This window comes from Agrobacterium sp. K11, from assembly GCF_059429395.1.
Window position 1 is genome coordinate 12,803 of the sequence record NZ_JCAHRB010000004.1, and the last position, 22,509, is coordinate 35,311.

At 58.5% G+C, this 22,509-nt stretch carries 22 protein-coding genes; 6 read left to right on the forward strand and 16 right to left on the reverse strand.

The genetic code is table 11. The features are described from left to right. Positions 1 to 64: 64 nt before the first annotated feature. The 5 genes from AC5SEO_RS09715 to AC5SEO_RS09735 form a co-directional block, all read right to left on the reverse strand. Positions 65 to 826, reverse strand: coding sequence for an ABC transporter permease (locus AC5SEO_RS09715; protein ID WP_003516094.1), 762 nt, complete (start codon positions 824 to 826; stop codon positions 65 to 67). Continuing rightward, a complete protein-coding gene (locus tag AC5SEO_RS09720; RefSeq protein WP_019567066.1) occupies positions 823 to 1,749 on the reverse strand; it encodes an ABC transporter ATP-binding protein in 927 nt (308 codons plus the stop codon). Before AC5SEO_RS09720 ends, AC5SEO_RS09715 begins: the two co-directional genes overlap by 4 nt. A gap of 104 nt (positions 1,750 to 1,853) precedes the next feature. Next, positions 1,854 to 2,675 carry a sulfite exporter TauE/SafE family protein gene (locus AC5SEO_RS09725; RefSeq protein WP_013636424.1) on the reverse strand — a complete coding sequence of 274 codons (822 nt, stop codon included), beginning with the start codon at positions 2,673 to 2,675 and terminating at the stop codon, positions 1,854 to 1,856. Between the two features lie 401 nt (positions 2,676 to 3,076). After that, positions 3,077 to 4,345, reverse strand: coding sequence for an extensin-like domain-containing protein (locus tag AC5SEO_RS09730; RefSeq protein WP_025593934.1), 1,269 nt, complete (start codon positions 4,343 to 4,345; stop codon positions 3,077 to 3,079). A gap of 304 nt (positions 4,346 to 4,649) precedes the next feature. Then, positions 4,650 to 6,464: a methyl-accepting chemotaxis protein gene (locus AC5SEO_RS09735; RefSeq protein ID WP_013636425.1), complete on the reverse strand. Its 1,815-nt coding sequence runs from the start codon at positions 6,462 to 6,464 to the stop codon at positions 4,650 to 4,652. Positions 6,465 to 6,715: 251 nt separating this feature from the next. Here AC5SEO_RS09735 and AC5SEO_RS09740 point away from each other — a divergent pair, with 251 nt between their 5' ends. Continuing rightward, positions 6,716 to 7,030, forward strand: coding sequence for a DUF1883 domain-containing protein (locus tag AC5SEO_RS09740; protein ID WP_003516101.1), 315 nt, complete (start codon positions 6,716 to 6,718; stop codon positions 7,028 to 7,030). Positions 7,031 to 7,111: 81 nt separating this feature from the next. Here AC5SEO_RS09740 and AC5SEO_RS09745 read toward each other — a convergent pair whose 3' ends face one another. Together AC5SEO_RS09745 and AC5SEO_RS09750 are read right to left on the reverse strand one after the other, a co-directional pair. After that, positions 7,112 to 8,428, reverse strand: coding sequence for a replication-associated recombination protein A (locus tag AC5SEO_RS09745; RefSeq protein WP_003516102.1), 1,317 nt, complete (start codon positions 8,426 to 8,428; stop codon positions 7,112 to 7,114). Beyond that, positions 8,425 to 9,831 (reverse strand): DegQ family serine endoprotease, encoded by a 1,407-nt coding sequence (locus AC5SEO_RS09750; protein ID WP_003516104.1) that lies wholly within the window; start codon positions 9,829 to 9,831, stop codon positions 8,425 to 8,427. Before AC5SEO_RS09750 ends, AC5SEO_RS09745 begins: the two co-directional genes overlap by 4 nt. A 174-nt stretch (positions 9,832 to 10,005) precedes the next feature. Here AC5SEO_RS09750 and AC5SEO_RS09755 point away from each other — a divergent pair, with 174 nt between their 5' ends. After that, positions 10,006 to 10,359 carry a lysozyme inhibitor LprI family protein gene (locus AC5SEO_RS09755; protein ID WP_174068492.1) on the forward strand — a complete coding sequence of 118 codons (354 nt, stop codon included), beginning with the start codon at positions 10,006 to 10,008 and terminating at the stop codon, positions 10,357 to 10,359. 3 nt (positions 10,360 to 10,362) lie between these two features. Here AC5SEO_RS09755 and AC5SEO_RS09760 read toward each other — a convergent pair whose 3' ends face one another. Beyond that, positions 10,363 to 11,364: a serine hydrolase domain-containing protein gene (locus tag AC5SEO_RS09760; RefSeq protein ID WP_174068493.1), complete on the reverse strand. Its 1,002-nt coding sequence runs from the start codon at positions 11,362 to 11,364 to the stop codon at positions 10,363 to 10,365. Positions 11,365 to 11,628: 264 nt separating this feature from the next. After that, the gene (ilvD, locus tag AC5SEO_RS09765) at positions 11,629 to 13,464 is read right to left on the reverse strand and encodes a dihydroxy-acid dehydratase (protein ID WP_013636431.1); all 1,836 of its coding nucleotides are present in this window, start codon (positions 13,462 to 13,464) and stop codon (positions 11,629 to 11,631) included. Between the two features lie 312 nt (positions 13,465 to 13,776). Between ilvD and msrP the strand changes: the two genes are divergently transcribed. Together msrP and msrQ are read left to right on the forward strand one after the other, a co-directional pair. Next, complete coding sequence (gene msrP / locus AC5SEO_RS09770) at positions 13,777 to 14,718, forward strand: protein-methionine-sulfoxide reductase catalytic subunit MsrP (RefSeq protein WP_003516111.1); 942 nt, start codon at positions 13,777 to 13,779, stop codon at positions 14,716 to 14,718. Positions 14,719 to 14,720: 2 nt separating this feature from the next. After that, positions 14,721 to 15,368, forward strand: coding sequence for a protein-methionine-sulfoxide reductase heme-binding subunit MsrQ (gene msrQ, locus AC5SEO_RS09775; RefSeq protein ID WP_003516113.1), 648 nt, complete (start codon positions 14,721 to 14,723; stop codon positions 15,366 to 15,368). On the opposite strand, the gene AC5SEO_RS09780 is transcribed toward msrQ, so the two are convergent. Then, entirely contained in the window at positions 15,322 to 15,750 is a 429-nt protein-coding gene (locus tag AC5SEO_RS09780; RefSeq protein WP_003516114.1) for a ribosomal maturation YjgA family protein, read from the reverse strand. The genes msrQ and AC5SEO_RS09780 overlap by 47 nt on opposite strands. 57 nt (positions 15,751 to 15,807) lie before the next feature. Between AC5SEO_RS09780 and AC5SEO_RS09785 the strand changes: the two genes are divergently transcribed. Continuing rightward, positions 15,808 to 16,680 carry a DUF817 domain-containing protein gene (locus AC5SEO_RS09785; protein WP_003516116.1) on the forward strand — a complete coding sequence of 291 codons (873 nt, stop codon included), beginning with the start codon at positions 15,808 to 15,810 and terminating at the stop codon, positions 16,678 to 16,680. Positions 16,681 to 16,899: 219 nt separating this feature from the next. Next, positions 16,900 to 17,223 (forward strand): hypothetical protein, encoded by a 324-nt coding sequence (locus AC5SEO_RS09790; protein ID WP_313595911.1) that lies wholly within the window; start codon positions 16,900 to 16,902, stop codon positions 17,221 to 17,223. Positions 17,224 to 17,302: 79 nt separating this feature from the next. Here the strand turns inward: AC5SEO_RS09790 and rplQ are convergent, their stop codons facing one another. From rplQ to secY, 6 genes are all read right to left on the reverse strand, one after another. Beyond that, positions 17,303 to 17,728, reverse strand: coding sequence for a 50S ribosomal protein L17 (gene rplQ, locus AC5SEO_RS09795; RefSeq protein ID WP_003495230.1), 426 nt, complete (start codon positions 17,726 to 17,728; stop codon positions 17,303 to 17,305). A gap of 118 nt (positions 17,729 to 17,846) precedes the next feature. Then, positions 17,847 to 18,857 carry a DNA-directed RNA polymerase subunit alpha gene (locus AC5SEO_RS09800; protein ID WP_003516121.1) on the reverse strand — a complete coding sequence of 337 codons (1,011 nt, stop codon included), beginning with the start codon at positions 18,855 to 18,857 and terminating at the stop codon, positions 17,847 to 17,849. 195 nt (positions 18,858 to 19,052) lie between these two features. After that, positions 19,053 to 19,442: a 30S ribosomal protein S11 gene (gene rpsK, locus AC5SEO_RS09805; RefSeq protein ID WP_003495225.1), complete on the reverse strand. Its 390-nt coding sequence runs from the start codon at positions 19,440 to 19,442 to the stop codon at positions 19,053 to 19,055. Between the two features lie 138 nt (positions 19,443 to 19,580). Next, entirely contained in the window at positions 19,581 to 19,949 is a 369-nt protein-coding gene (gene rpsM / locus AC5SEO_RS09810) for a 30S ribosomal protein S13 (RefSeq protein WP_003516122.1), read from the reverse strand. 307 nt (positions 19,950 to 20,256) lie between these two features. Further along, positions 20,257 to 20,847 carry an adenylate kinase gene (locus AC5SEO_RS09815; RefSeq protein WP_003516123.1) on the reverse strand — a complete coding sequence of 197 codons (591 nt, stop codon included), beginning with the start codon at positions 20,845 to 20,847 and terminating at the stop codon, positions 20,257 to 20,259. Then, on the reverse strand, positions 20,844 to 22,184 hold the full coding sequence (gene secY / locus AC5SEO_RS09820) for a preprotein translocase subunit SecY (protein WP_003516124.1): 1,341 nt from the start codon (positions 22,182 to 22,184) through the stop codon (positions 20,844 to 20,846). The genes AC5SEO_RS09815 and secY overlap by 4 nt, the downstream gene beginning before the upstream one ends. Between the last annotated feature and the right edge of the window lie 325 nt (positions 22,185 to 22,509).

Consider the following 22,509-nt stretch of genomic DNA (forward strand, 5'->3'; position numbering starts at 1 on the left):
ATCCGAATACGAAAACGCCCGGTGCAAACCGGGCGTATCACATTCACGGCAAACCTCTTTCCGGTCAGTTGCGCAGCCGGTAACCGGTCTTGAACATCCAGCCGACGACACCGAGGCAGAGTGCGAGGAACAGCGTGATCATCGCCAGGCTGATGACGGGATTGACGTCGGCGATCTCGTAGAAGCTCCAGCGGAAACCGCTGATGAGGTAGAGCACCGGGTTGAAATGACTGACCGTCTGCCAGAATGGCGGCAGCATGTCGATGGAGTAGAAGCTGCCGCCAAGGAATGTCAGAGGCGGCACCACCAGCATCGGGATGAGGTTCAGCTGCTCGAAATTCGTGGCCCAGATGCCGATGATGAAGCCGAACAGGCTGAAGCTCACCGCCGTCAGCACAAAGAACAGGATCATCATGAACGGATGGGCGATGGTGATATCCACGAAGAAGGAGGCCGTTATCAGGATGATCGTGCCGATCATCAGCCCCTTGGTCGCCGCCGCCCCGACATAACCGGCAACAATTTCCGTCATCGCCACTGGCGCAGACAATATCTCGTAGACCGTGCCGGTGAATTTCGGAAAATAGATGCCGAAAGAGCCGTTGCTGATGCATTGCGTCAAAAGCGTCAGCATGATCAGGCCGGGCGTTATGAACGCGCCATAGGAAACCCCGCCAACCTCCTGAATCCTTGAACCGATCGCCGTTCCGAAAACGATGAAATAGAGAGAGGTGGAAATGACGGGCGACACGACACTCTGCAACAGGGTGCGGCGGGTGCGCGCCATTTCGAACAGGTAGATGGACTTGACGGCTTCGAAATTCATTTCTGGTCTCCTACCAGCGAGACGAAAATATCCTCAAGAGAGCTTTGACGTGTCGAAATATCCTTGAAATGGATGTTGGCACCGGAAAGCGCAGTCAGCAGATCGGCAATGCGCCCCTGCTCGCCGTTGTCCTCGATCTCGTAGGTGATGGTGTTGCGGTCATCCGAGAGCGAAAGGCCGAAAGATGAGAGACTGTCCGGCAACGCCTCCACCGGCTGCGAAAGTTCAAGGAAAAGCTGCTTGCGGCCGAGCTTCTTCATCAGCGCGGTCTTTTCTTCCACCAGCAACAATTGGCCGCCATTGATAACGCCCACTCGATCGGCGATCTCTTCCGCCTCCTCGATGTAATGCGTGGTCAAAATGATTGTGACGCCCTTGGAGCGCAGCTCGGAAACGACATTCCACATGTCGCGGCGCAAGGTAACATCCACACCCGCCGTCGGCTCGTCGAGGAAGAGGACCTTCGGTTCGTGCGCAAGCGCCTTGGCGATCAGCACGCGTCGCTTCATGCCGCCGGAAAGCTCCCGCAGCATATTGTCCTTCTTGTCCCAGAGCGACAGCGATTTCAGGACGCGCTCGATCAGTTCGGGGTTCTTCTTCTGCCCATGCAGACCGCGCGAGAAGCTGACGGTGTTCCACACGGTCTCGAACTGGTCTGTCGTCAGTTCCTGCGGCACAAGGCCGATCAGGGCACGCGTCTGGCGAAAATCCTTCACCACATCATATCCGCCAACGAGAACCGAGCCTTCACCCGGATTGACAAGCCCGCAGATGATAGAGATCAGCGTCGTCTTGCCGGCTCCGTTAGGCCCGAGAAGAGCAAGGATTTCCCCCTCTCTGATATCGAGGCTGACACCTTTGAGCGCCTGAAAGCCATTTGAGTAGGATTTGGTCAGATTCCGTATCGAAACAATGGCATTCATCGCGAATCTTTCGAAAAAACGAGTAAGATGCACGCCATATAGGCCGTACAACCCGCAATTGCCAGCCCAACGGCCTGAACACTGCATTCGGCGGGGAGGGAAAATCAGCTGTAGACGCTGTAGAAAAACTGGGCCGCGACGAAGACCAGAAACACCCCGAAGGCCCGCTCCAGCTGCTTCTTGCTGAGTGCATGCGCCAGCCGCGCGCCATAGGGCGCGACGACAAGCGTGATGGGGATCAGCAGCGCGACGGCGATCCAGTTGATGAAGCCGGTGGAAAAAGGCGGCAGACCTGCATCACCCCAGCCGGCCCAGATATAGCCGAGGAGACCCGGCAGCGAAATAAGCACTCCGACACCGGAGGATGTGGCAACCGCCTGATGGATGGTGCGTCCGTAAAGCGTCATGAAAGTGTTGTTCATCACCCCGCCGCCCACACCCATCAGGCCAGACAGAAGGCCGATGCCGGTGCCGACCAGAAAGCGGACCGGATTTTTCGGCAGGTCTGAACCGAGATGCCAGCTCGCCCGGTTGAAGATCATCCGGAAGGCGAGCGCAAGCGCAATGAAAGCGAAGATCAGCCGCAGGGCGACGCTCGAGGCATGCGCAGCCACCACAGATGCGAGGATGGTGCCGAGCGGCACGGCGACGATCCAGCCCTTCAGGAGATCGATATCAACGGCACCTTTCTGGCGATGCGTCAGGAAGGAACGAATGGAAGTCGGCACGATGATGGCAAGCGAAGTGCCAAGCGACAGATGCATGCGCACCGCCTCCGGCACATCCAGAAGCCCGAACACATGGTAGAACACCGGCACCAGCACAGCACCGCCGCCAATGCCGAACAGCCCCGCCAGAAGTCCAGCGACCACGCCCGCGGCCGCAAGCGCCGAAGCAAAGATCAGTATCTCTGAAACAGGGGGCATGAAAGCAGGCTCCAGCGGGCCGTTGTCACAAACATGTGACGCTCATAGCGTATCAGAAAAGGGCGGCAAGCCATGTTGGCCGCAGGTCAGTACGGCGCGATGTTTTTTGCCGGATATCCGCACCGGATGGACCGTTTTATGGGATTTCTTCCCATTGCATGCCCTTGCAAAGACGCCGATATCCCCCGATTTAGGCAGTCTTCTTCAACCGGCCTTAGGGCCGGTCTTTTTTTGGGCGGCTAGCACCAAACCCAACAGGCCCAAATTGTAATGTGGCCACATCCCCCACTCCGTCATTCCGGGTAGCGCCGGGACGGACGGGAAGTTACGGGTCGACGTGACGCACCACAACTAATGCCTCACGCCTATCGTAATGCACCACCGTGTCGTCTCGTCGCCCCCTAATCGCAATGCCTGTAACCGGACTTGCGGGTGCGCAGGTCGAAGTGGAAATGGTTCCAGTGGTTGGGATCGCTGCCTGGCCCGAGAACCGTGGAGAAATATTTGCAGCTATCGGACCTCACTGCCTTCAGCAGCGCCTTTTCCCGGAAGGCGAAGAAGTTCTTGCTGCGAACGTCAATCTCCTTCCCGTTGTTCAGCGTTATGGTGCCGATATCGATGGCGTTGCCGCGCGCATGTTCGGACCACGGATTGCTGGAGCGCGAATTCATCTTGCGGCAGGAATAACCGCCCATGGGCGTGATGCGTCCGACGCCTGAGAGGTAACGGAAGCGGGAGGACGGCACGAGTTCGAACTTTACCCATTTGGCGAAGGCAAGCGTGACCTGGCAATTGAGCTTCACGGCCGGGCGGATGGCAACGCCGCTGGCAAGCCCGCTGAGTTCGATCGGATAGTCGATACCGCAGGTCGGTCCATCTGCAATGCGCGCAACATCGCGGAAGGCGACGCCGAGACGGCGCAGCTCGGAGCGACAGGCCACTTCCGAGGATGGCATGACGCCGGGCGGCATGGCCGAGCGGTTGCTTTGCAATCCGTCGCGGGCCATCGGATCATTAGGCATCAACATGGCGACCTCCTCCACCGGCTGGCGGCGGGAAGAAGACCCGGGCGGCGGTGGCGGTATCAACCGCGACTGACCCGCACTTTGTTGCCGGCGAGCGGGAGAAACGGCAACCGGATTGTCGGTGCCGATGCCGTCCACCACCGGCTGGGCGGAAGCGCCTTCGGCAATATCGGCGTCCTGCTCTTCCGCAAGTCCGCGAACCGGCTCCACGCCCAGCATGGAATCCATGTTCACCCCGCCCTCGCCTTCGGCGATCTGATTTGCGGCGCCCTGCTGGTTAGGCATGGCTGGGGAGGCCATGCTTTGGCCGTTCGCGGCCATCCGCGCCTGATGCTGGCCATCCAGCGTGGAATAGCCCTGGCCGCCCTGTGGCGATTGCAGCAGGGGATCCTGCGAGGCATAAGGCTCCGGCATCGGCTGTGACACGGCTGCGGGATAATTGGTGGCCTGCCCGGTCCGCTCGGCCTGATAGACCGCACCCGGCGGCGCGCTGTAGCCTTGCTGCCGCGACGACCGGATGGCGCCGACACGCGTCGTGCCGTCAACCTCGGCCGGCGGCACAAGGCCCTCCGCCGAACACGACACCATGACCGTGGAAATCATCAACAACGTCACAAGACGACGCGGAAGGGAAACATACGCCATACGAGAACCTGTACCTTCAGCGGCCGCTGCCCGCGGCAATACAGGTAAATTTTAAAGAAACGGGGTAAACGAATCCTTATTGGTTGGGAGAAATAACGACCCGGGCTGTTCCGTGACGCGGGAAATGCGGAAGCCTCGACCGAAATCATACCAAAGGTGTGAGCAAAGCTCTGCAAACCAACGCCTCTCACGATGCAGACGCACCACGGGTCCGGCACGACGGAGGAAATGTTGTCTCACTTCCTCGAAACAGAAAGGGCGCAGCCAAAGCCGCGCCCTGTAAACTATCTCAAGCGGATAAAAATCAAGCCGCCCGCGAAACCTCGCGCCCTGCCCCATGCCCGAGTTCGAAACGGGACAGCAGCGCGCGGAGCTGCCGGCTTTCTTCGGCCAGCGTCTGGCTGGCAGCCGTCGTCTCTTCCACCATCGCGGCGTTCTGTTGGGTCATCTGGTCCATGTGGTTGACGGAGGTGTTGATCTCCTGCAGGCCGGTGGCCTGTTCGCGTGCCGCCGTGGCGATGGAATTGACGTGACCGTCGACCCGGTTGACCAGCGTCACGATCTCATCCAGCGCATCGCCCGTGGAGCGAACGAGTGCGACACCGCCGCCGACTTCTTCCGCGGAACGATTGATAAGGGTCTTGATCTCCTTGGCAGCATTGGCAGAGCGTTGCGCGAGTTCGCGAACCTCCTGCGCCACCACGGCAAAACCGCGTCCCGCTTCGCCTGCCCTTGCGGCCTCGACACCGGCATTCAGCGCCAGAAGGTTGGTCTGGAACGCGATTTCGTCGATGACGGAAATGATCTGTCCGATGCGCCGCGAAGATTCCTCAATACGGCCCATCGCATCGACGGCATTGCGCACGATCTCGCCCGAGCGGCCTGCGCTCGTTTTTGTATCCTGCACCATTTGTCGGGCCTCGTTCGCCCGTTCGGAAGCGGTGCGCACCGTCGCGGTGATTTCGTCAAGAGCCGCCGCCGTCTCCTCCAGCGCCGCTGCCTGCTGCTCTGTCCGGCGCGAAAGATTGCCGGTCGCACCGCTGATGTCAGATGCGCTATCGTTGACGACATGGCCGGTTCTGGCGATCGCCTCGATCGCCCCATGCAGCGCGCCGACGGCGCGGTTGAAATCCATGCGCAGCTTTTCATATTCGCCGCCGATATCGGCAAGCTCGACGGTCAGATCGCCATTGGCGAGTGCTTCCAGCGAACTGCCGAGCTCGTTCATGGCATGAGCCTGACGCTCGGATGCGGAGCGCAACGCCATCTCGTTGCCATGCCGCGCCTCCTCCAGCGCCCGCTGCTGCCCCGCCTCGCGGGCCTGCAAGGCGCTGCGCTCATTGACGCTGTCACGCAGCACCAGCAACGTCTTGGCAATGGCGCCGATTTCGTTGCGACGGTCGGCGAATTCAATTTCCGCCTCGCCGTCACCATCAGCGATCCGCTTCATACTCTGCCGGATGCGATCGATAGGCCGTGTCACGCTGCGCACGACGGCTGCAGCCACGCCGATCACCAGAAGGCCGGACAGAACACACACTGCGATGTTGAAATAGGCATTGCTCCAGAAAACCGCCTCAAGATCGTCGACATAAACGCCAGTCCCGACAATCCATCCCCAGGGCGCAAAACCGGCGACATGGGAAAATTTCTCGACTGGGTCCGGCGCGCCGGGCTTGGGCCAATAATAATCGACAAAGCCCTGGCCCCCCGCCTTCACCGTATTGACGAATTCGACGAACAGCGCCTTGCCGTTCGGATCCTTGTTGGCAGTGAGATCGCTGCCGTTCATCTCGGGCTTGATCGGATGCATCACCATCTTGGGATGCATGTCGTTGATCCAAAAATAGCCGCTGCCGTTGCCATAGCGCATCGCCGCAATCGTGGTCTTGGCTTGTTGCTGCGCAGCCTCACGCGTCAGGGTGCCACCCTGCTCCAGCCGGTAATATTGCTCAAGAATGGCGACAGCCGTTTCGTTCATGGATGCGAGTCCCGCTTTACGCTCGCGTTCCATCTCATGAAAAGTCTCGAACAGGCTGAATGTAAGTGCCGCAGTCAATATTGCCAGAAACAATGCAACGAGCGCATAAAGGCGCATAGATATCGTGACGTTTTTCATATTCCCCCCAACGCCGCTGACGGCACTTCGACCAGCGTATGTTAGAGTTAAAAAATTTATTATAACTGAATACGCTTATTATACGTTAGTATTATTCCAGACCTCCTCCTCCCAACCCGCCAATACTCTCCACGGCCCTTAAAAGCCGGCGCAGCGACCCGAAATTCTACAGGGTGCTGCCGTTTTAAAGAGCTCGTTAACCCTGACGTCCTATCCTCTTTTGCCAAAATACAGGTACAGGGAGACGCGCAATGTCACGGCCGAATTTCCGCTTTACACACTATGACCTGAAGGAATTGCGGGCTGGGACGACCATTGAGGTGTCCCTTTCGGCCGTCAACAATGTACGGCTTATGACAGGCGCAAACTTCCAGCGTTTCACCGAATTGCTCGATTTCAAATATCTCGGCGGCGTCGCGAAAAAATCGCCGATCCGCATCAGCATTCCCGAGACCTTGCACTGGCATCTGGTGATCGATGCCGAAGGGCACAGTGGTCTGGCGGAATCCTCGGTCAAGATGCTGCCTGCCCCGTCGCAGGTCATGCAACACCGGAAGGCATCCTGATTTCCCTTTGGAAAGAGTTGGATGGCGCGTTTTTACGACTCACTTTGGCAAGCGCCTGATTCTTTTTGTGAAGAAAGCTTTTTAACGCGAACCGCGCTCGCGGCGCAGCTTCGCCCACCAGTCGAGACGCTTGCGGATGTCCCGCTCGAACCCCCTGTCGGGCGGATCGTAAAACGTCTTGCGCCCCATTTTTTCCGGAAAATAGTCCTGTCCCGAAAAGGCATCCGGCTCGTCATGGTCGTAACGGTAACCGTCACCGTAACCCTCGCCCTTCATCAGCTTTGTGGGCGCGTTCAGAATATGTTTTGGCGGTACCAACGAGCCGTTTTCCTTGGCCGCCCGCATCGCCGATTTGAAGGCTGTATAAACGGCATTCGATTTCGGCGCGGTGGCGAGATAGACGCAGGCCTGCGCCAGTGCCAGTTCGCCTTCCGGTGATCCCAGATAATCATAGGCGTCCTTGGCGGCATTGCAGACGGCAAGCGCCTGCGGATCGGCAAGGCCGATATCCTCCACCGCCATGCGCACCAGCCGCCTCCCGATAAAGAGCGGGTCTTCGCCGGCGTCAAACATGCGGCAGAGATAATAAAGCGCCGCATCCGGGTCCGAACCGCGCACCGATTTATGCAGCGCGGAAATCAGATTGTAGTGGCCGTCCTGTCCCTTGTCGTAAACCGGCGCGCGCCGCTGCACGATGCGCGTCAGCCCTTCGGTATCGAAAGTCTCGTCCTTGCGCGCCGCACGCCAGACCTCTTCGGCAAGCGTCAGCACGGCGCGGCCATCGCCATCGGCCATCCGGATCAGGCTGACACGCGCCTCCTCGGTCAGCGGCAGAGGCTTGCCCTCCGCCTCTTCGGCGCGCTTCAAAAGCTCGCCCAGGCTCTCCTCGTCATGCGAACCGAACGTGAGGACACGCGCCCGCGACAAAAGAGCGGCATTCAGTTCAAAGGACGGGTTTTCGGTGGTTGCACCCACAAGAATGATGGTACCGTCTTCCATGACCGGCAGGAAGCTGTCCTGCTGGGCACGGTTGAAACGATGGATCTCGTCAACAAAAAGCAGCGTCTGCCGGCCATTCATCCGGCGTGTGCGTGCTGCCTCGAAAACTTTCTTGAGATCGGCAACACCGGAAAAAATCGCCGAAATCTGCTCGAAAGCCAGCCCGGCCTCCCCCGAAAGCAGACGCGCGACCGTCGTCTTGCCGGTGCCGGGCGGTCCCCAGAAGATCATCGATCCGAGTGAGCCGCTATCGATCATACGGCGTAGCACGCCCTCTTCACCCGTCAGATACGGCTGCCCGGTCACCTCCGCCAGCGTCTTCGGACGCAGGCGGTCGGCAAGAGGCCGCCGGTTGGCGACCTCGACAGGCACCTGTGGGGCAAAGAGGTCATCGCTCATCGCAGGAACTGCCGGATGCGTTGACCGTCACGCAGGATTTCCACCCGCCAGAAGCCGGGATTGTCATCCAGCGCCTTTTCGACCGCAGCCGTGGAGCCGATATCCGAGCCGTTTAGCGACAGGATGACATCCTTCGGCTGGAAACCGACCCGATAGGCCGGCGAACCGCGCTTCACATCGGTGACGACGACGCCGGTCACCTGCGAAGGCATGCGCAGTTCATCTGCAAGCTTCGGCGAGAGATTGGCGACAGTCGCGCCCGCCAAGGGATTGCGTCCCTCCAGCAGCCGTTCGTCACGCGGCGCGGTTTCCGGCGCCGTGTCGAGCGCAATGGTCACCTTCTTCTCTTTACCCTTCTCCACCAGCGTCAATTCGGCGGACTTGCCGATGCCAGCCGTCGTGAGGCGATAACCGAGTGCATCGGGATGCTCCACCTCCAAACCGTTGACCGCCGTTACGACCTGCCCCGGCTCGATGCCAGCTTTCTCCGCCGGGCCGCCCTTGACGACGCTGACAACGAGCGCACCGCGCGCGCGGTGCAGGCCAAGCGCCTCGGCGACATCGGAGGTGACGGGATCGAAGGTCGCGCCGATATAGGGCCGCTGGAAGTTCGCGTCGCCACGCTCGGCGGCGGCAACGAAAACGCGGACCAGATTGGCGGGAATGGCAAAACCGATGCCGTTCGACCCGCCGCCCTTGGAGAAGATGGCAGTATTGATGCCGATCAACTCACCCGCCATGTTCATCAGCGCACCGCCGGAATTGCCGGGGTTGATGGAGGCGTCGGTCTGGATGAAGAAGCCGAAATCGCCCTGCGTCACCTGGTTGCGCGCCAGCCCCGAGACGATGCCGCTTGTTACCGTCTGGCCGACACCGAAGGGGTTGCCGATGGCAAGCACGAGATCGCCGACTTCAATGGCATCCGAATTGCCAAGCGAAAGCACCGGAAACTGTTCCTTCGCGTCGATCTGCAGAATGGCAAGATCGACCCGGTCGTCCTTCAGCAGCACCTTGGAGGAGAATTCACGCCCATCCGCCAGCGCCACCTTGATGTCGTCGGCGCCATCGATGACGTGATTATTGGTCACCACGAGGCCGCCGGCGGTTACGATCACACCCGATCCGAGCGAGGACTGTTTCTCCGTGCGGTTCGGCATCTGCTGGCCGAAGAACTGTTCGAAGAACGGGTCGCCGGCAAAGGGCGACGAGCGCCGCTGCACGATGCGTTCGGCATAGACATTCACCACAGCGCCTGCGGTACGCTTGACCAGCGGCGCGAAGGAAAGCTGCATTTCCGTGTGGCTTGCGGGCACGGTCTTGTTGTCCTGCGCCTGCGCTCCGACCGGAACGAGAAGCAGCGCCGCAAGAAAGCCGGTGGACAGATACTTCAGCACGCTCTGCATGTGATTCCTCATCCTCATCAGTATGATGGAGTTATAACGTGAAAGCCTATAAAGCAAAGCGCGGCAAGATGATGGCCGATCTTTTTCATGCGATGACCGGCTTGTGCTGGTGGAACCAACAGCACCCCATTTCGGTTTCCCCCACACGAGCCTGTCCTCAAAATGAGACGACCCATGCACATGAAACAGACAATCCTTGCCTCCGGCATCCTCTTCGCCTGCGCTTCACTGGGTTCGCCCGCCAACGCCGCCAGCTTCGATTGCACGAAGCCTGATCTGGCCGCGGATGAAAAGGCGATCTGCGACAACCGCGCCCTCAACGACCAGGACGTGAAGATGGTCACCACCTTCGACATCCTGACACAACTGATAGCGATGGGCGCACGCGACACCTTGCGCGAAGAACAGAGCCAATGGTTGAAAAAGCGCCAGGAATGCAACGCGGATGTCGCCTGCATCACAAGTGCCTATGAGGAGCGCATGAAGCGGCTCGGGGAAGCTTTCCAGAGCATAAACAGACCGCTCTGATTTTCACGCAACGCGAATGATATTCTCCATCAGCCCATGCAATTGGTCGCGATAACCGGTTCTCGCCGAAGGCGCATCCTCACGGGACGTCATAACCACCGAGAGCCGTTTGGCGGGGACGATATAGAGCATCTGCCCGCCATAGCCCCAGGCATAATAAACCGTCTCGCCCGCCATCTCCTTGATGAACCAGCAATAGCCGTAACCATCGCCGTTGAAGACGGAATTGGTGCGTTGTTGCCAGGATTGATCGATCCAGCTCTGCGAAATCAAACGCTCGCCGCCTGGCGTTACCCCGCCCAGCCGGTAAAGCTCGCCGAAAGCCAGCAGCGACCGCGCCGTCATCGCCATCTGGTTGCCGCCGAGATAGATGCCCTGCGGATCGCGCTCCCAGCCGCCGATTGAGAAGCCCTCCAGCGGCCGGAACCAGTCGCGCGCCAGCGACAGCGTCGAACGGCCGGATGCCTTGGTCAAAATCGCCGAAAGCAGATGCGTGGAACCGGTGGAGTAAAGCATGCCACCGCCTGGCTCTCCGGCAAAACCCGACCCCAGCGCCATTCGCACCCAGTTGCGGCTGGCGACCCAGCGGCCGTAGTTCGGGCCGGACATTCGTTCCAGACCGGATTGCATGGAAAGCAGGTTGCCGATGGTTACCCTTTCCAGACGCGCATCGGGGTTCGGCGGAAAATCGCTGCGCAGGATCGTGGCAATCGGCTGATCCGCCCCGGCCAATATCTTGCGGTCGATCGCCATGCCGACCAGCGCGGAAATCACAGATTTCGAGGCCGACTTGATGTTGGTGGAACCCATAAGGCTGGCGCCGTGATAGGCACGGCTGGCCACCTCCTGGCCGTCAATACTGACGATGGCGGCTTTCAGGCTCGAAAGCCCATCCGCCTCGTTGAGCAATGGACTGAAGCGGGCGCCATTGCCGGGTGTTTGCCCGTGGGCAAGGCGGGCGAAAGGCAGGGATGCGATAAGGCCGAGTGCGGTTCGTCTTTTCATGGTGCTGAAGTTAGGCATCGCGGCGCGTTGGAAAAGGGCAAGTGACGGAACATCACTCCAATGTGACTGCTGGCATGGAGGGTGGACGGCCGGATGGTTTAGAATTTGCGTTTCAGAAACAACGTGTTGCGCGAGCTTGGAGAATCAAGCTCTGAGGCAATTGAATCTGTTTCTTAACGACGCGCGTAATCTGGGTCAGAACAAGAAAAAGCCGCTCAGAAGAGCGGCTCAGGCTGCCTGCAATGTAGGACCCTGCCCGCCAGATTACTCCGGCAAAATCCGAACAGCACCCTTGTCGGCACTGGACGCAAAAGCCGCATAGGCCTTCAGCGCTGTCGTGACGTTGCGCTTGCGGAACTCCGCAGGCTTCCAGCCGAGCTGATCCTGCTCGGCGCGGCGGGCTGCCAGTTCCGCATCCGTAACTTTGAGGTTGATCGTGCGGTTGGGAATATCGATCTCGATCAAGTCGCCCTGACGCACGAGGCCGATAGCGCCGCCCTGCGCCGCTTCCGGCGAGGCATGGCCGATGGACAGGCCGGATGTGCCGCCCGAAAAACGTCCGTCGGTGATCAGCGCGCAGGCTTTGCCGAGGCCCTTGGACTTGAGGTAGCTGGTCGGATAGAGCATTTCCTGCATTCCGGGGCCGCCCTTCGGTCCTTCGTAACGAATGACGACGACATCACCTGCCTTGACCTCGTTGGAAAGAATGCCCTTCACCGCCGCGTCCTGGCTTTCGTAAACAACCGCCGGACCGCTGAATTTAAGGATGGATTCGTCGACACCCGCCGTCTTCACGATGCAGCCATCAAGAGCGATGTTGCCATAAAGCACGGCCAGACCGCCATCCTTGGAGAAAGGCTTTTCAACCGAGCGGATAACGCCGTTTTCACCGTCCGTATCCAGATCGTCCCAGCGCGACGACTGGCTGAAGGCCACCTGCGTCGGAACGCCGCCGGGGGCAGCCTTGAAGAACTGCCGCACGGTTTCGCTGTTGGTGCGGGTGATGTCCCAACGGTCGATGGCGTCGCCCAGCGTCGCCTCGTGCACCGTGTAGGTATCGCGATTGAGGAGACCGCCACGATCCAGCTCACCGAGAATGCGCATGATGCCGCCGGCGCGGTGAACGTCTTCCATGTGCACGTCCTGCTTGGCAGGCGCGACCTTGGAAAGGCAGGGAACCTTGCGGGAAAGACGGTCGATGTCTTCCATGCCGAAATCGACACCGCCCTCATGCGCTGCCGCCAGAATATGCAGCACCGTGTTGGTGGAACCGCCCATGGCGATATCCAGCGACATGGCGTTTTCAAACGCAGCCTTGTTGGCAATGGTGCGCGGCAGAACGGTCTCGTCGTCCTGCTCGTAATAACGGCGCGCCAGATCGACGATCAGGTGACCGGCCTCGACGAACAGGCGTTTGCGGTCCGAATGGGTGGCAAGCGTCGAACCGTTGCCGGGCAATGACAGGCCTAGCGCCTCGGTCAGACAGTTCATGGAATTGGCAGTGAACATGCCGGAACAGGAACCGCAGGTCGGGCAAGCGGAACGCTCGATGATCTTGACGTCCTCATCGGAAATCTTGTCGTCCGCAGCTGCGACCATGGCGTCAACCAGATCGAGCGCGACCGTCTTGCCATGCAGAACGACCTTGCCCGCTTCCATCGGACCACCGGAAACGAAGACGGCGGGGATGTTGAGGCGCATCGCCGCATTCAGCATGCCGGGGGTGATCTTGTCGCAGTTGGAGATGCAAACCATCGCGTCGGCGCAATGGGCATTGACCATGTATTCGACCGAGTCAGCGATGATTTCGCGCGACGGCAGCGAATAAAGCATGCCGTCATGGCCCATGGCGATGCCGTCATCGACAGCGATGGTGTTGAATTCCTTGGCAACGCCACCGGCCGCTTCGATTTCACGCGCAACGAGCTGGCCGAGATCCTTCAGATGCACATGGCCCGGCACAAATTGCGTGAAGGAATTGACAACCGCGATGATGGGCTTGCCGAAATCGCTGTCCTTCATGCCGGTGGCGCGCCATAGGCCGCGCGCGCCCGCCATGTTGCGGCCGTGGGTTGTCGTTCTGGAGCGATAGACTGGCATGGTGTTTTCCTCGATCTCTTGGGCAGAAGAGCGCATTCCCGCACCGCGGTCAAAATGCCCTCGCCCTATTTTGCGGTTTTTCTAGCGCAAACCGTAAGCCCTGTCACTGTCACCTTCGGGCAAAACAGTACGGTTCGGTACGGTACGCCCGGTTTGAATGTTGCAATTCGCGCGGCCCGTCATCACAAATGCGCGATTTTTGCCGCCCGACCGCTGTTTTTGCGCAGAGTGCTGAAACATATCTGTGCAGCGGCCGTATAGCCTATCATAATCGATTTATCGCCGATGCACCCGGCTTTTGTGGAGGTTGAAATGCCCGCCTATCGTCCGCCCCTCATCCCGGCACGAGAAATCACGCCGAAGAATATCTACCTCTCGAGACGTGGCTTCCTGGGCACGGCGGCGGGGCTTGCGGCAATCGGGCTTTCCGGCCGCGAGGCTGTCGCCACTCCGCTTGCTGCCAAAGCAGGCGCCTACAAGCTGGACGAGAAGCTCACCCCGCTCGATGCCGTCACCAGCTACAATAATTTCTATGAGTTCGGAGTGGGCAAATCCGACCCGAAGGAAAATTCCGGCAAGTTCAAGCCCACCCCATGGACGGTGAAGGTGGATGGCCTTGTCTCCAAACCGCAGGAATTCGGCATCGAAGAGCTGATGAAATATCAGCTAGAGGAGCGCACCTATCGCATGCGCTGCGTCGAGGGCTGGTCGATGGTCATTCCGTGGATCGGTTTCCCTCTCGCCGCGCTTCTCGACAAGGTGGAGCCACTCGGCAGCGCGAAATACGTGTCCTTCGAAACCGTGGTGCGGCCGGAGGAAATGCCGGGCCAGAGCGGCCTGTTCCAGCCTCTGTCCTGGCCCTATGTCGAGGGTCTGCGCCTAGATGAGGCCCGCCATCCTCTCACCATTCTTGCCGTTGGACTATACGGCGAAACCCTGCCGAACCAGAATGGCGCGCCCATTCGCCTCGTCGTTCCCTGGAAATACGGCTTCAAGGGCATCAAATCCATCGTACGTATTTCGCTTGTCGAGAAACAGCCGGACACGACGTGGAAAAACTCCAACGCCCGCGAATACGGTTTCTATTCCAACGTCAATCCGCATGTGGACCATCCGCGCTGGAGCCAGGCAACGGAACAGCGCATCGGCGAAGGCGGCTTTTTTGGCACCCAGAACCGCCCTACCCTGATGTTCAACGGCTATGACGAGGTGGCAAGCCTCTATACCGGCCTCGACCTAAAGGCGAATTACTGATCATGGCCCTCGCCTTTTCGCTTCCCTCACTGCCGAAGCGTTACCAGCCGGCAGCCATCTGGTCGCTTTATGTCATCGGCCTCTGTCCCGGCCTCTGGTATTTTTACCTCGCCGCAACCGGCGGCCTCGGCTTCAACCCAGTCAAGGATTTCGAGCACCTGCTCGGCATCTGGGCACTGCGCTTTCTATGCCTCGGCTTGCTGGTGACGCCGCTGCGCGATCTCTTCAACATAAACCTCATCGCCTATCGCCGGGCGTTGGGACTGATCGCCTTCTATTACGTGCTGGCACATTTCAGCGTCTATCTGGTTCTGGACCGCGGCCTGGTCTTCAGCTCCATCGCCGCTGATATTCTCAAGCGGCCCTATATCATGTTCGGCATGGCGGGGCTCGTCATGCTGCTGCCGCTCGCGCTCACCTCCAACCGCTGGTCGATCCGCAAGCTCGGCAGCCGCTGGAACACGCTGCACAAGCTCGTCTATCTCGTGCTCATCGTCGGCGTACTGCATTTCGTGTTGGCGCGAAAATCGATCACGCTCGAGCCGGTGTTTTATATCAGTACGATGGTGGTGTTGCTCGGGTATCGGCTGGTGCGGCCCTCGATCATGGCGGCGAAGAGGGCAAGGCGCGCAAGCCCCGTCCGGACGTAAAGGACGCCACCGCGATCCCGCCGATATAGCAAACGATATTCCACACCGAGAAAACGCGGCCGAGCAGCAAAGCTCCGGCCGCCGTTGCGCGAAACGCGTCCAGCGCCGGGAAATGAACGAGCCGAATCAATTCCACGACGACGACGGCGATGACGGCGATGTGAACCTCGTAACCGTACCAGCGGGACGGAAGGATGGCCGCCAGCAGCAGATAGACCATAGCCCCCCAGAGCACGGATCCGCCATATTTTACCGCCACGAACGGCAATCCCACCTCGTAGCCGAACGCCCGCAAGCAAAGACCGCCAATGATCACAATCATGGCCGCCGCCAAAAGCCGGATGCGGGCAAAATAAGGCGGGGAAAGGCGTGACGGACCCATGCGAGTTCCTTCCGGTTTTCGTATGAAAATTTAACGGATACAAATCGAGGCGCGAACATGAGCATAGCAACAGGCCCAGCCGCAACCCGCCTCTCGGTTTTGGACAATCTTCTGTGCGATACCTATCCTTGGGGCGAACTCAAGGGCATCAGGCGCTTTGTCATCGAATTTCTCTATTTCGGTATCAAGGAAGCCCGTGCCTGCCTGTTTGCGGGATTGTTCTTCATTTCCATCTTCGTAGTGCCGCATGGTGGGGTATTTGGCATTCCGCGTTATGACGTGCTGCTGATCGTCGCGCTCGGCATCCAGTTCTTCATGATCTGGAGCAGGCTGGAAACGCTTGACGAGGCCAAGGCCATCCTGCTGTTCCATATCGTCGGCTTCGCGCTTGAGGTGTTCAAGACGTCAAGCGCTATCCAGTCCTGGTCCTACCCCGACTTCGCCTATAGCAAGGTCCTCGGCGTGCCGCTCTTTTCCGGCTTCATGTACGCCGCCGTCGGCAGCTACATCATCCAGGCGTGGCGCCTGCTGGATGTGCGCATTCGCAATTATCCCACCTATTGGATGGCAACGCTGATCGGCATCGCCATCTACGCCAACTTCTTCACCCACCACTTTATCGGTGACTACCGCTGGTACATCGCCGCCTGCGCCATCGGCCTCTATTCCCGCGCAACAGTGGTCTACCGTCCCTATGATCGGGATCGAAAGATGCCGCTGCTTCTCTCCTTCGTCCTGATAGGGTTTTTCGTCTGGCTGGCGGAAAACATCTCCACATTCTTCGGTATCTGGAAATATCCCGATCAGATCGGCGCCTGGTCCGTGGTGCATATCGGCAAGTGGAGTTCGTGGTCGCTGCTGGTCATCATGACGTTTACGATTGTCGCGCAACTCAAGCACATCAAGGCCCGCATCCACGTTCCGGAGTGAAACGAGCGCTTTCCAAGCATCGTTAAAAACGACGATTGCAGGACATCGAGCCGATAGAGAGCAATAACTTAGATATCATTAAGTAAATCCTGCCAAAAAATCTACCGGGCGATATACAAGACAAGCGAAAATACCGAAGTTGGCGTATTTATTGTTCACGACGCCAGCCGCCCTAATGGCTTCTATGTTGATACAGCTTACCATCGGAACGCCGATATTGTGAAAAAGACCATTACACCCGCGCCCGTATTCCTGAAATTTACAGGCTATATGATCCAAGACTTCGAAATGTTCGAAAGCTTGGATGGCGTCTTACTTTTAGGTTTGTATCACTTAAACAAAAAGGAGCGAAATGAGCTCAATACATTCCTTGCATCCCTGTTGCGCTCTGATGTTTCAGATGGCTTGATTGGAGATCTTTGGAACACATCCAATGCTGAATTTGGTGCCGAAGGTAAGGGAATTAGATGGCTTCTCAACCGGACCGTCGAGTTGATCGAAGGTGACGACGGCACTGACGGTTACTATCTGCGTCGTTCATGACTATTCTTTTGGAAAATAAAAAAGCCGGGTGATTTCTCACCCGGCTTTTTAATTCACGACGCCTGAACGGCGTCAGACCTTACGCAGCTTCGGCAGCAGCAGCTTCCGCAGCAACGCGAGCCTTGTCGGCTGCGCCCTTGGCGTCAACGTCACGCTCGACGAATTCAACAACGGCCAGAGCCGCGTTGTCGCCCTGGCGGAAGCCAGCCTTCATGATGCGCAGGTAGCCGCCGTTGCGGGTTGCGTAACGCGAAGCGATTGCGTCGAACAGCTTGCGAACAGCGTCCTGATCCTTGATCTGCGAGATCGCCTGACGACGAGCGTGCAGGTCGCCGCGCTTGCCAAGCGTCACGAGACGCTCAACGATCGGACGGATTTCCTTCGCCTTAGGAAGGGTGGTGACGATCTGCTCATGGGTGATGAGCGAAGCAGCCATGTTGGCAAACATTGCCTTGCGGTGGCTGGCGGTTCTATTGAGCTTGCGGCCTGAATTACCGTGGCGCATTGCTATTCTCCTTCTACGCAGGTGCCTTCTCTAAGGCCTGCCGTTTCCTGGCACATGCAGATGACTTATCTGCTGTTTGACGGGGAAAGGCAGTCTTTAAGGTCTGCCTTCTTGTTTGTTAGTATTGGTCTTCGTAACGCTTGGCGAGATCTTCGATGTTCTCAGGCGGCCATGCCGGTACTTCCATACCGAGGTGCAGACCCATGGAAGCGAGAACTTCCTTGATTTCGTTCAGCGACTTGCGACCAAAGTTCGGCGTGCGAAGCATTTCGGCTTCGGTCTTCTGGATCAGGTCGCCGATATAGACGATGTTGTCGTTCTTCAGGCAGTTTGCCGAACGAACGGACAGTTCCAGCTCGTCGACCTTCTTGAGAAGCGCCGGGTTGAACGCGAGTTCGGTAACCGATTCTTCTTCTGCTTCCTTCTGCGGCTCGTCGAAGTTGACGAAGACGCCGAGCTGGTCCTGAAGAATGCGAGCGGCGAAGGCAACGGCGTCTTCGCCGGAAACCGAACCGTTGGTCTCGATCGTCATGATCAGCTTGTCATAGTCGAGAACCTGACCTTCACGGGTGTTTTCCACCTTGTAGGACACTTTCTTGACCGGAGAATACAGGCTGTCCACCGGAATGAGGCCAATTGGGGCATCTTCCGCGCGGTTGCGCTCAGCCGGTACGTAACCCTTGCCGTTGTTGACGGTGAATTCCATGCGGATTTCAGCGCCTTCGTCCAGCGTGCAGATCACGTGGTCGGGGTTCAGGATCTCGATGTCGCCAACCGTCTGGATGTCACCAGCGGTTACCGAACCCGGACCCTGCTTGCGCACGACCATGCGCTTGGAATCGTCACCATCCATCTTGATGGCGATTTCCTTGATGTTGAGCACGATATCCGTCACATCTTCCCGAACGCCGGGGATGGAGGAGAATTCGTGCAGGACACCGTCGATCTGCACGGCCGTAACAGCGGCACCACGCAGAGAAGACAACAGAACGCGACGCAGCGCGTTGCCGAGAGTAAGACCGAAACCACGCTCCAGCGGCTCGGCAACGAGAGTTGCCTTGGTGCGGCTGGACGAGGTGAACTCGACCTTGTTCGGCTTGATAAGTTCCTGCCAGTTCTTCTGAATCATCTTTAAACCTTCCGTTCGCCGCCACCATCCAATCGTGACGGACCGAGCATGAAAACACTGAGAGGAACCTAATTCCGCGGTTCATCAGTGGGTTCTTGAGCGCAAGTCCGTCGATCGAAATCGACGCGCACACGCCAGATACACGAAAATTCCGCCAGACCGAAGGAAAGGCGGAATTTCCGAACCACGGTCGCGTCAGACGCGGCGCTTCTTGCGCGGACGGCAACCGTTGTGCGGGATCGGCGTCACGTCGCGAATGGAAGTGATCATGAAACCGGCAGCCTGCAGAGCGCGAAGTGCCGATTCACGGCCGGAACCCGGACCGCAAACTTCAACTTCAAGCGACTTCATGCCGTGTTCCTGAGCCTTCTTCGCGCAATCTTCAGCAGCGATCTGGGCAGCAAACGGGGTCGACTTGCGCGAACCCTTGAAGCCCTTGGCACCAGCGGACGACCAGGCAATAGCATTGCCCTGTGCGTCGGTGATGGTGATCATCGTGTTGTTGAAGGTCGAGTTGACATGCGCGACGCCCGACGTGATATTTTTACGTTCGCGACGGCGAACGCGTGCGGCTTCCTTGGCCATTTTATACCTTTCATTGATCTCTTCACCGCCGTAACACCAGCGGCTACACCGGCGATCGACCCGTTTCCGAGCTTCACGCCAAACTCAGAAAGGCTGGCGCAGACCGCACCAGCCTCTCCTTTCCGGAGAACCGGAAAATTACTTCTTCTTACCAGCGATAGCCTTCGCCGGACCCTTACGGGTGCGGGCGTTGGTGTGCGTGCGCTGACCGCGGACCGGAAGCCCACGACGGTGACGCAGGCCGCGGTAGCAGCCGAGGTCCATCAGACGCTTGATGTTCATCGAGGTCTCGCGACGAAGATCGCCTTCGACCTGATAGTCGCGGTCGATGGCTTCGCGGATCTGAAGAACTTCAGCATCCGTAAGCTGATGAACGCGCTTGTCAGCCGGAAGACCGACCTTGTCCATGATTTCCTGCGCGAATTTCGGACCAATCCCGTGAATATACGTCAGCGCAATAACAACGCGCTTTGCAGTCGGGATGTTGACGCCAGCGATACGTGCCACGTCTTTTCTCCTTGGTTCCAGTTGCCATCCGGCAAGTGGTGATTCCATTCGAGCGGCCGACACGACCGCCAGTTCAAAATTGATGTCCGTGACAAGTCAAAACGACCGAACCCGGATTTCCCTCCCTTAAGGGAAATCCGCGCCAGTCGCTTGGGATGTCGCGAGTTGGCGCGGTGTTTAACGGAATCAGCGCTAAAAAGCAACCGGCTCCGCCAAGATTCTTTTGCGATCCAAAGGATACGCCGTATCAGGAGCACAGGATTTGCCGGGAAAACCGCCTGCGGTTTTCACCATCCCGCTCCAACCATCAGGCCGAGGCCTTTTCCAGAACCCGTTCGATGGCCGCAGTGACGGCATCGACATCAGCCATGCCATCCAGTGTCACAAGTTCGCCCTGCTCGCTGTAATATTGCGACAGCGGCGCAGTCTTCTCGCGATACTCCGTCAACCGCTTGCGGAAGGCTTCCGGATTGTCGTCGGAACGAACCGTGCCACCGGCAGCGATGGTCTCTGCAACGCGATTTTCGATTCGGCGAATCAGCGCCTCCTCGTCCACCTTCAGTTCGATGACGGCATCGAGGGCGACGTTCTTCTTGTGCATGTTCTCGGCAAGCGCCTTGGCCTGCGGAACGGTGCGCGGATAGCCATCGAGAATGAAACCCTTGGCACAGTCCGGAGCTTCGATGCGTTCGGAAACGATCTGATTGACGATATCGTCGGAAACCAGCCCGCCGGCGTCCATGACGGCCTTGGCGCGCTTGCCTATTTCCGTGCCCGCGCTAACCGCAGCGCGAAGCATGTCACCGGTGGAAAGCTGCGGGATCCCGTACTTGTCAGTCAGGCGTTTGGCCTGGGTTCCCTTGCCCGCACCCGGCGGACCTAAAAATATCAGTCTCATCGTCCCCTCTTTCCTCCACGCAACTTCGACTTCTTGATCAGTCCTTCATACTGCTGCGCGATCAGGTGTCCCTGAATTTGCGCAACCGTGTCCAGAGTTACACTGACAACGATCAAAAGCGAAGTACCACCAAGGGCTAATGGAATGCCCGTACGTGCGATAAGTGTCTCAGGAAGGATACACACGAAGACAAGATAAACAGCGCCGACAACCGTGATACGGGTCAGAACGTAATCGATGTACTCCGCGGTGCGCTCGCCCGGACGAATGCCCGGAATGAAGCCGCCATGCTTCTTGAGGTTATCGGCCGTGTCCTTCGGATTGAAGACTATAGCCGTGTAGAAAAATGCAAAGAACGCGATGAGCAGGCCGTAGAGCGCCATGAACAGCGGCTGTCCATGCTGCAACGACGCGATGATCGAGGTTGCCCAGCCCGGCAGGTTGGTGTTTCCGGCAAAACCGGCAGCCGTCGCAGGCAGAAGCAGCAGCGAGGATGCGAAGATCGCGGGAATAACGCCAGCCGTGTTGAGCTTCAGCGGCAGATGCGAGGTATCGCCCTGGAACATCCGGTTGCCGACCTGGCGTTTCGGATATTGTATAAGCAGACGGCGCTGGGCGCGCTCCACGAAAACGATCAGCGCGATGACGCCGATTGCCACGATAACGACCATGAGGATGAGCGTCGTCGACAGCGCACCGGTGCGGCCGAGTTCCAGCGTGCCGGCAAGCGCCTTGGGCAGACCTGCCGCAATACCGGCAAAGATGATGAGCGAAATACCGTTGCCGATGCCGCGCGAGGTAATCTGTTCGCCAAGCCACATCAGGAACATCGTGCCGCCGAGCAGCGTGATGACGGTGGAAATACGGAAGAACAGGCCAGGATCGACAACGAGGCCGTTGCCGCTCTCAAGGCCGACAGCGATGCCGTAGGCCTGCAGGGTGCCAAGCAGTACCGTGCCGTAGCGCGTGTACTGGTTGATGATCTTGCGTCCGGCTTCGCCTTCCTTCTTCAACGCTTCGAGCGAAGGCACGACCGAGGTCATGAGCTGCACGATGATCGAAGCGGAGATGTAAGGCATGATGCCGAGGGCGAAGATCGCCATACGCTCGACTGCGCCACCCGCAAACATGTTGAAAAGACCGAGAATACCGTTGGCCTGGCCACGGAAGGCCTGCGCATAGGCTTCTGGGTTTAGACCCGGAAGCGGAATGTGGGTACCAAGACGGTAGACGAGAAGTGCGGCAAGAGTAAACCAGAGACGCTTTTTCAGATCCTCCGCCTTAGCGAAGGTCGAAAAATTCAGGTTCGAAGCCAGTTGTTCCGCTGCTGAAGCCATAAATTTCTCCGAATGACCCTTGCCGGCCAGCGAAACCGGCCAATGCGGAAAGGTCTAAAAATACCGGTTCAAAAACGGGCTTCGGACGAACACGGCGTTGCGCCGCCATCATGCCTCACCCTGTTTTTTTATGTCCTATCCCCTCCCTCAAGGAAGTTCAAGAACTGTGAGGCTCTCCCTGCGGCACTTTATGCCGCATGTGGCGCGCCTAACAGCTGCACCGCGAAGAGTTTGCCGTGATGCCACAATAAATCGATTTAAATCGAGAGCACCATAAGCCAGGGAGCGCAAACGCCCGGAGCGACTATGCCCCGGGCGTCTGAAG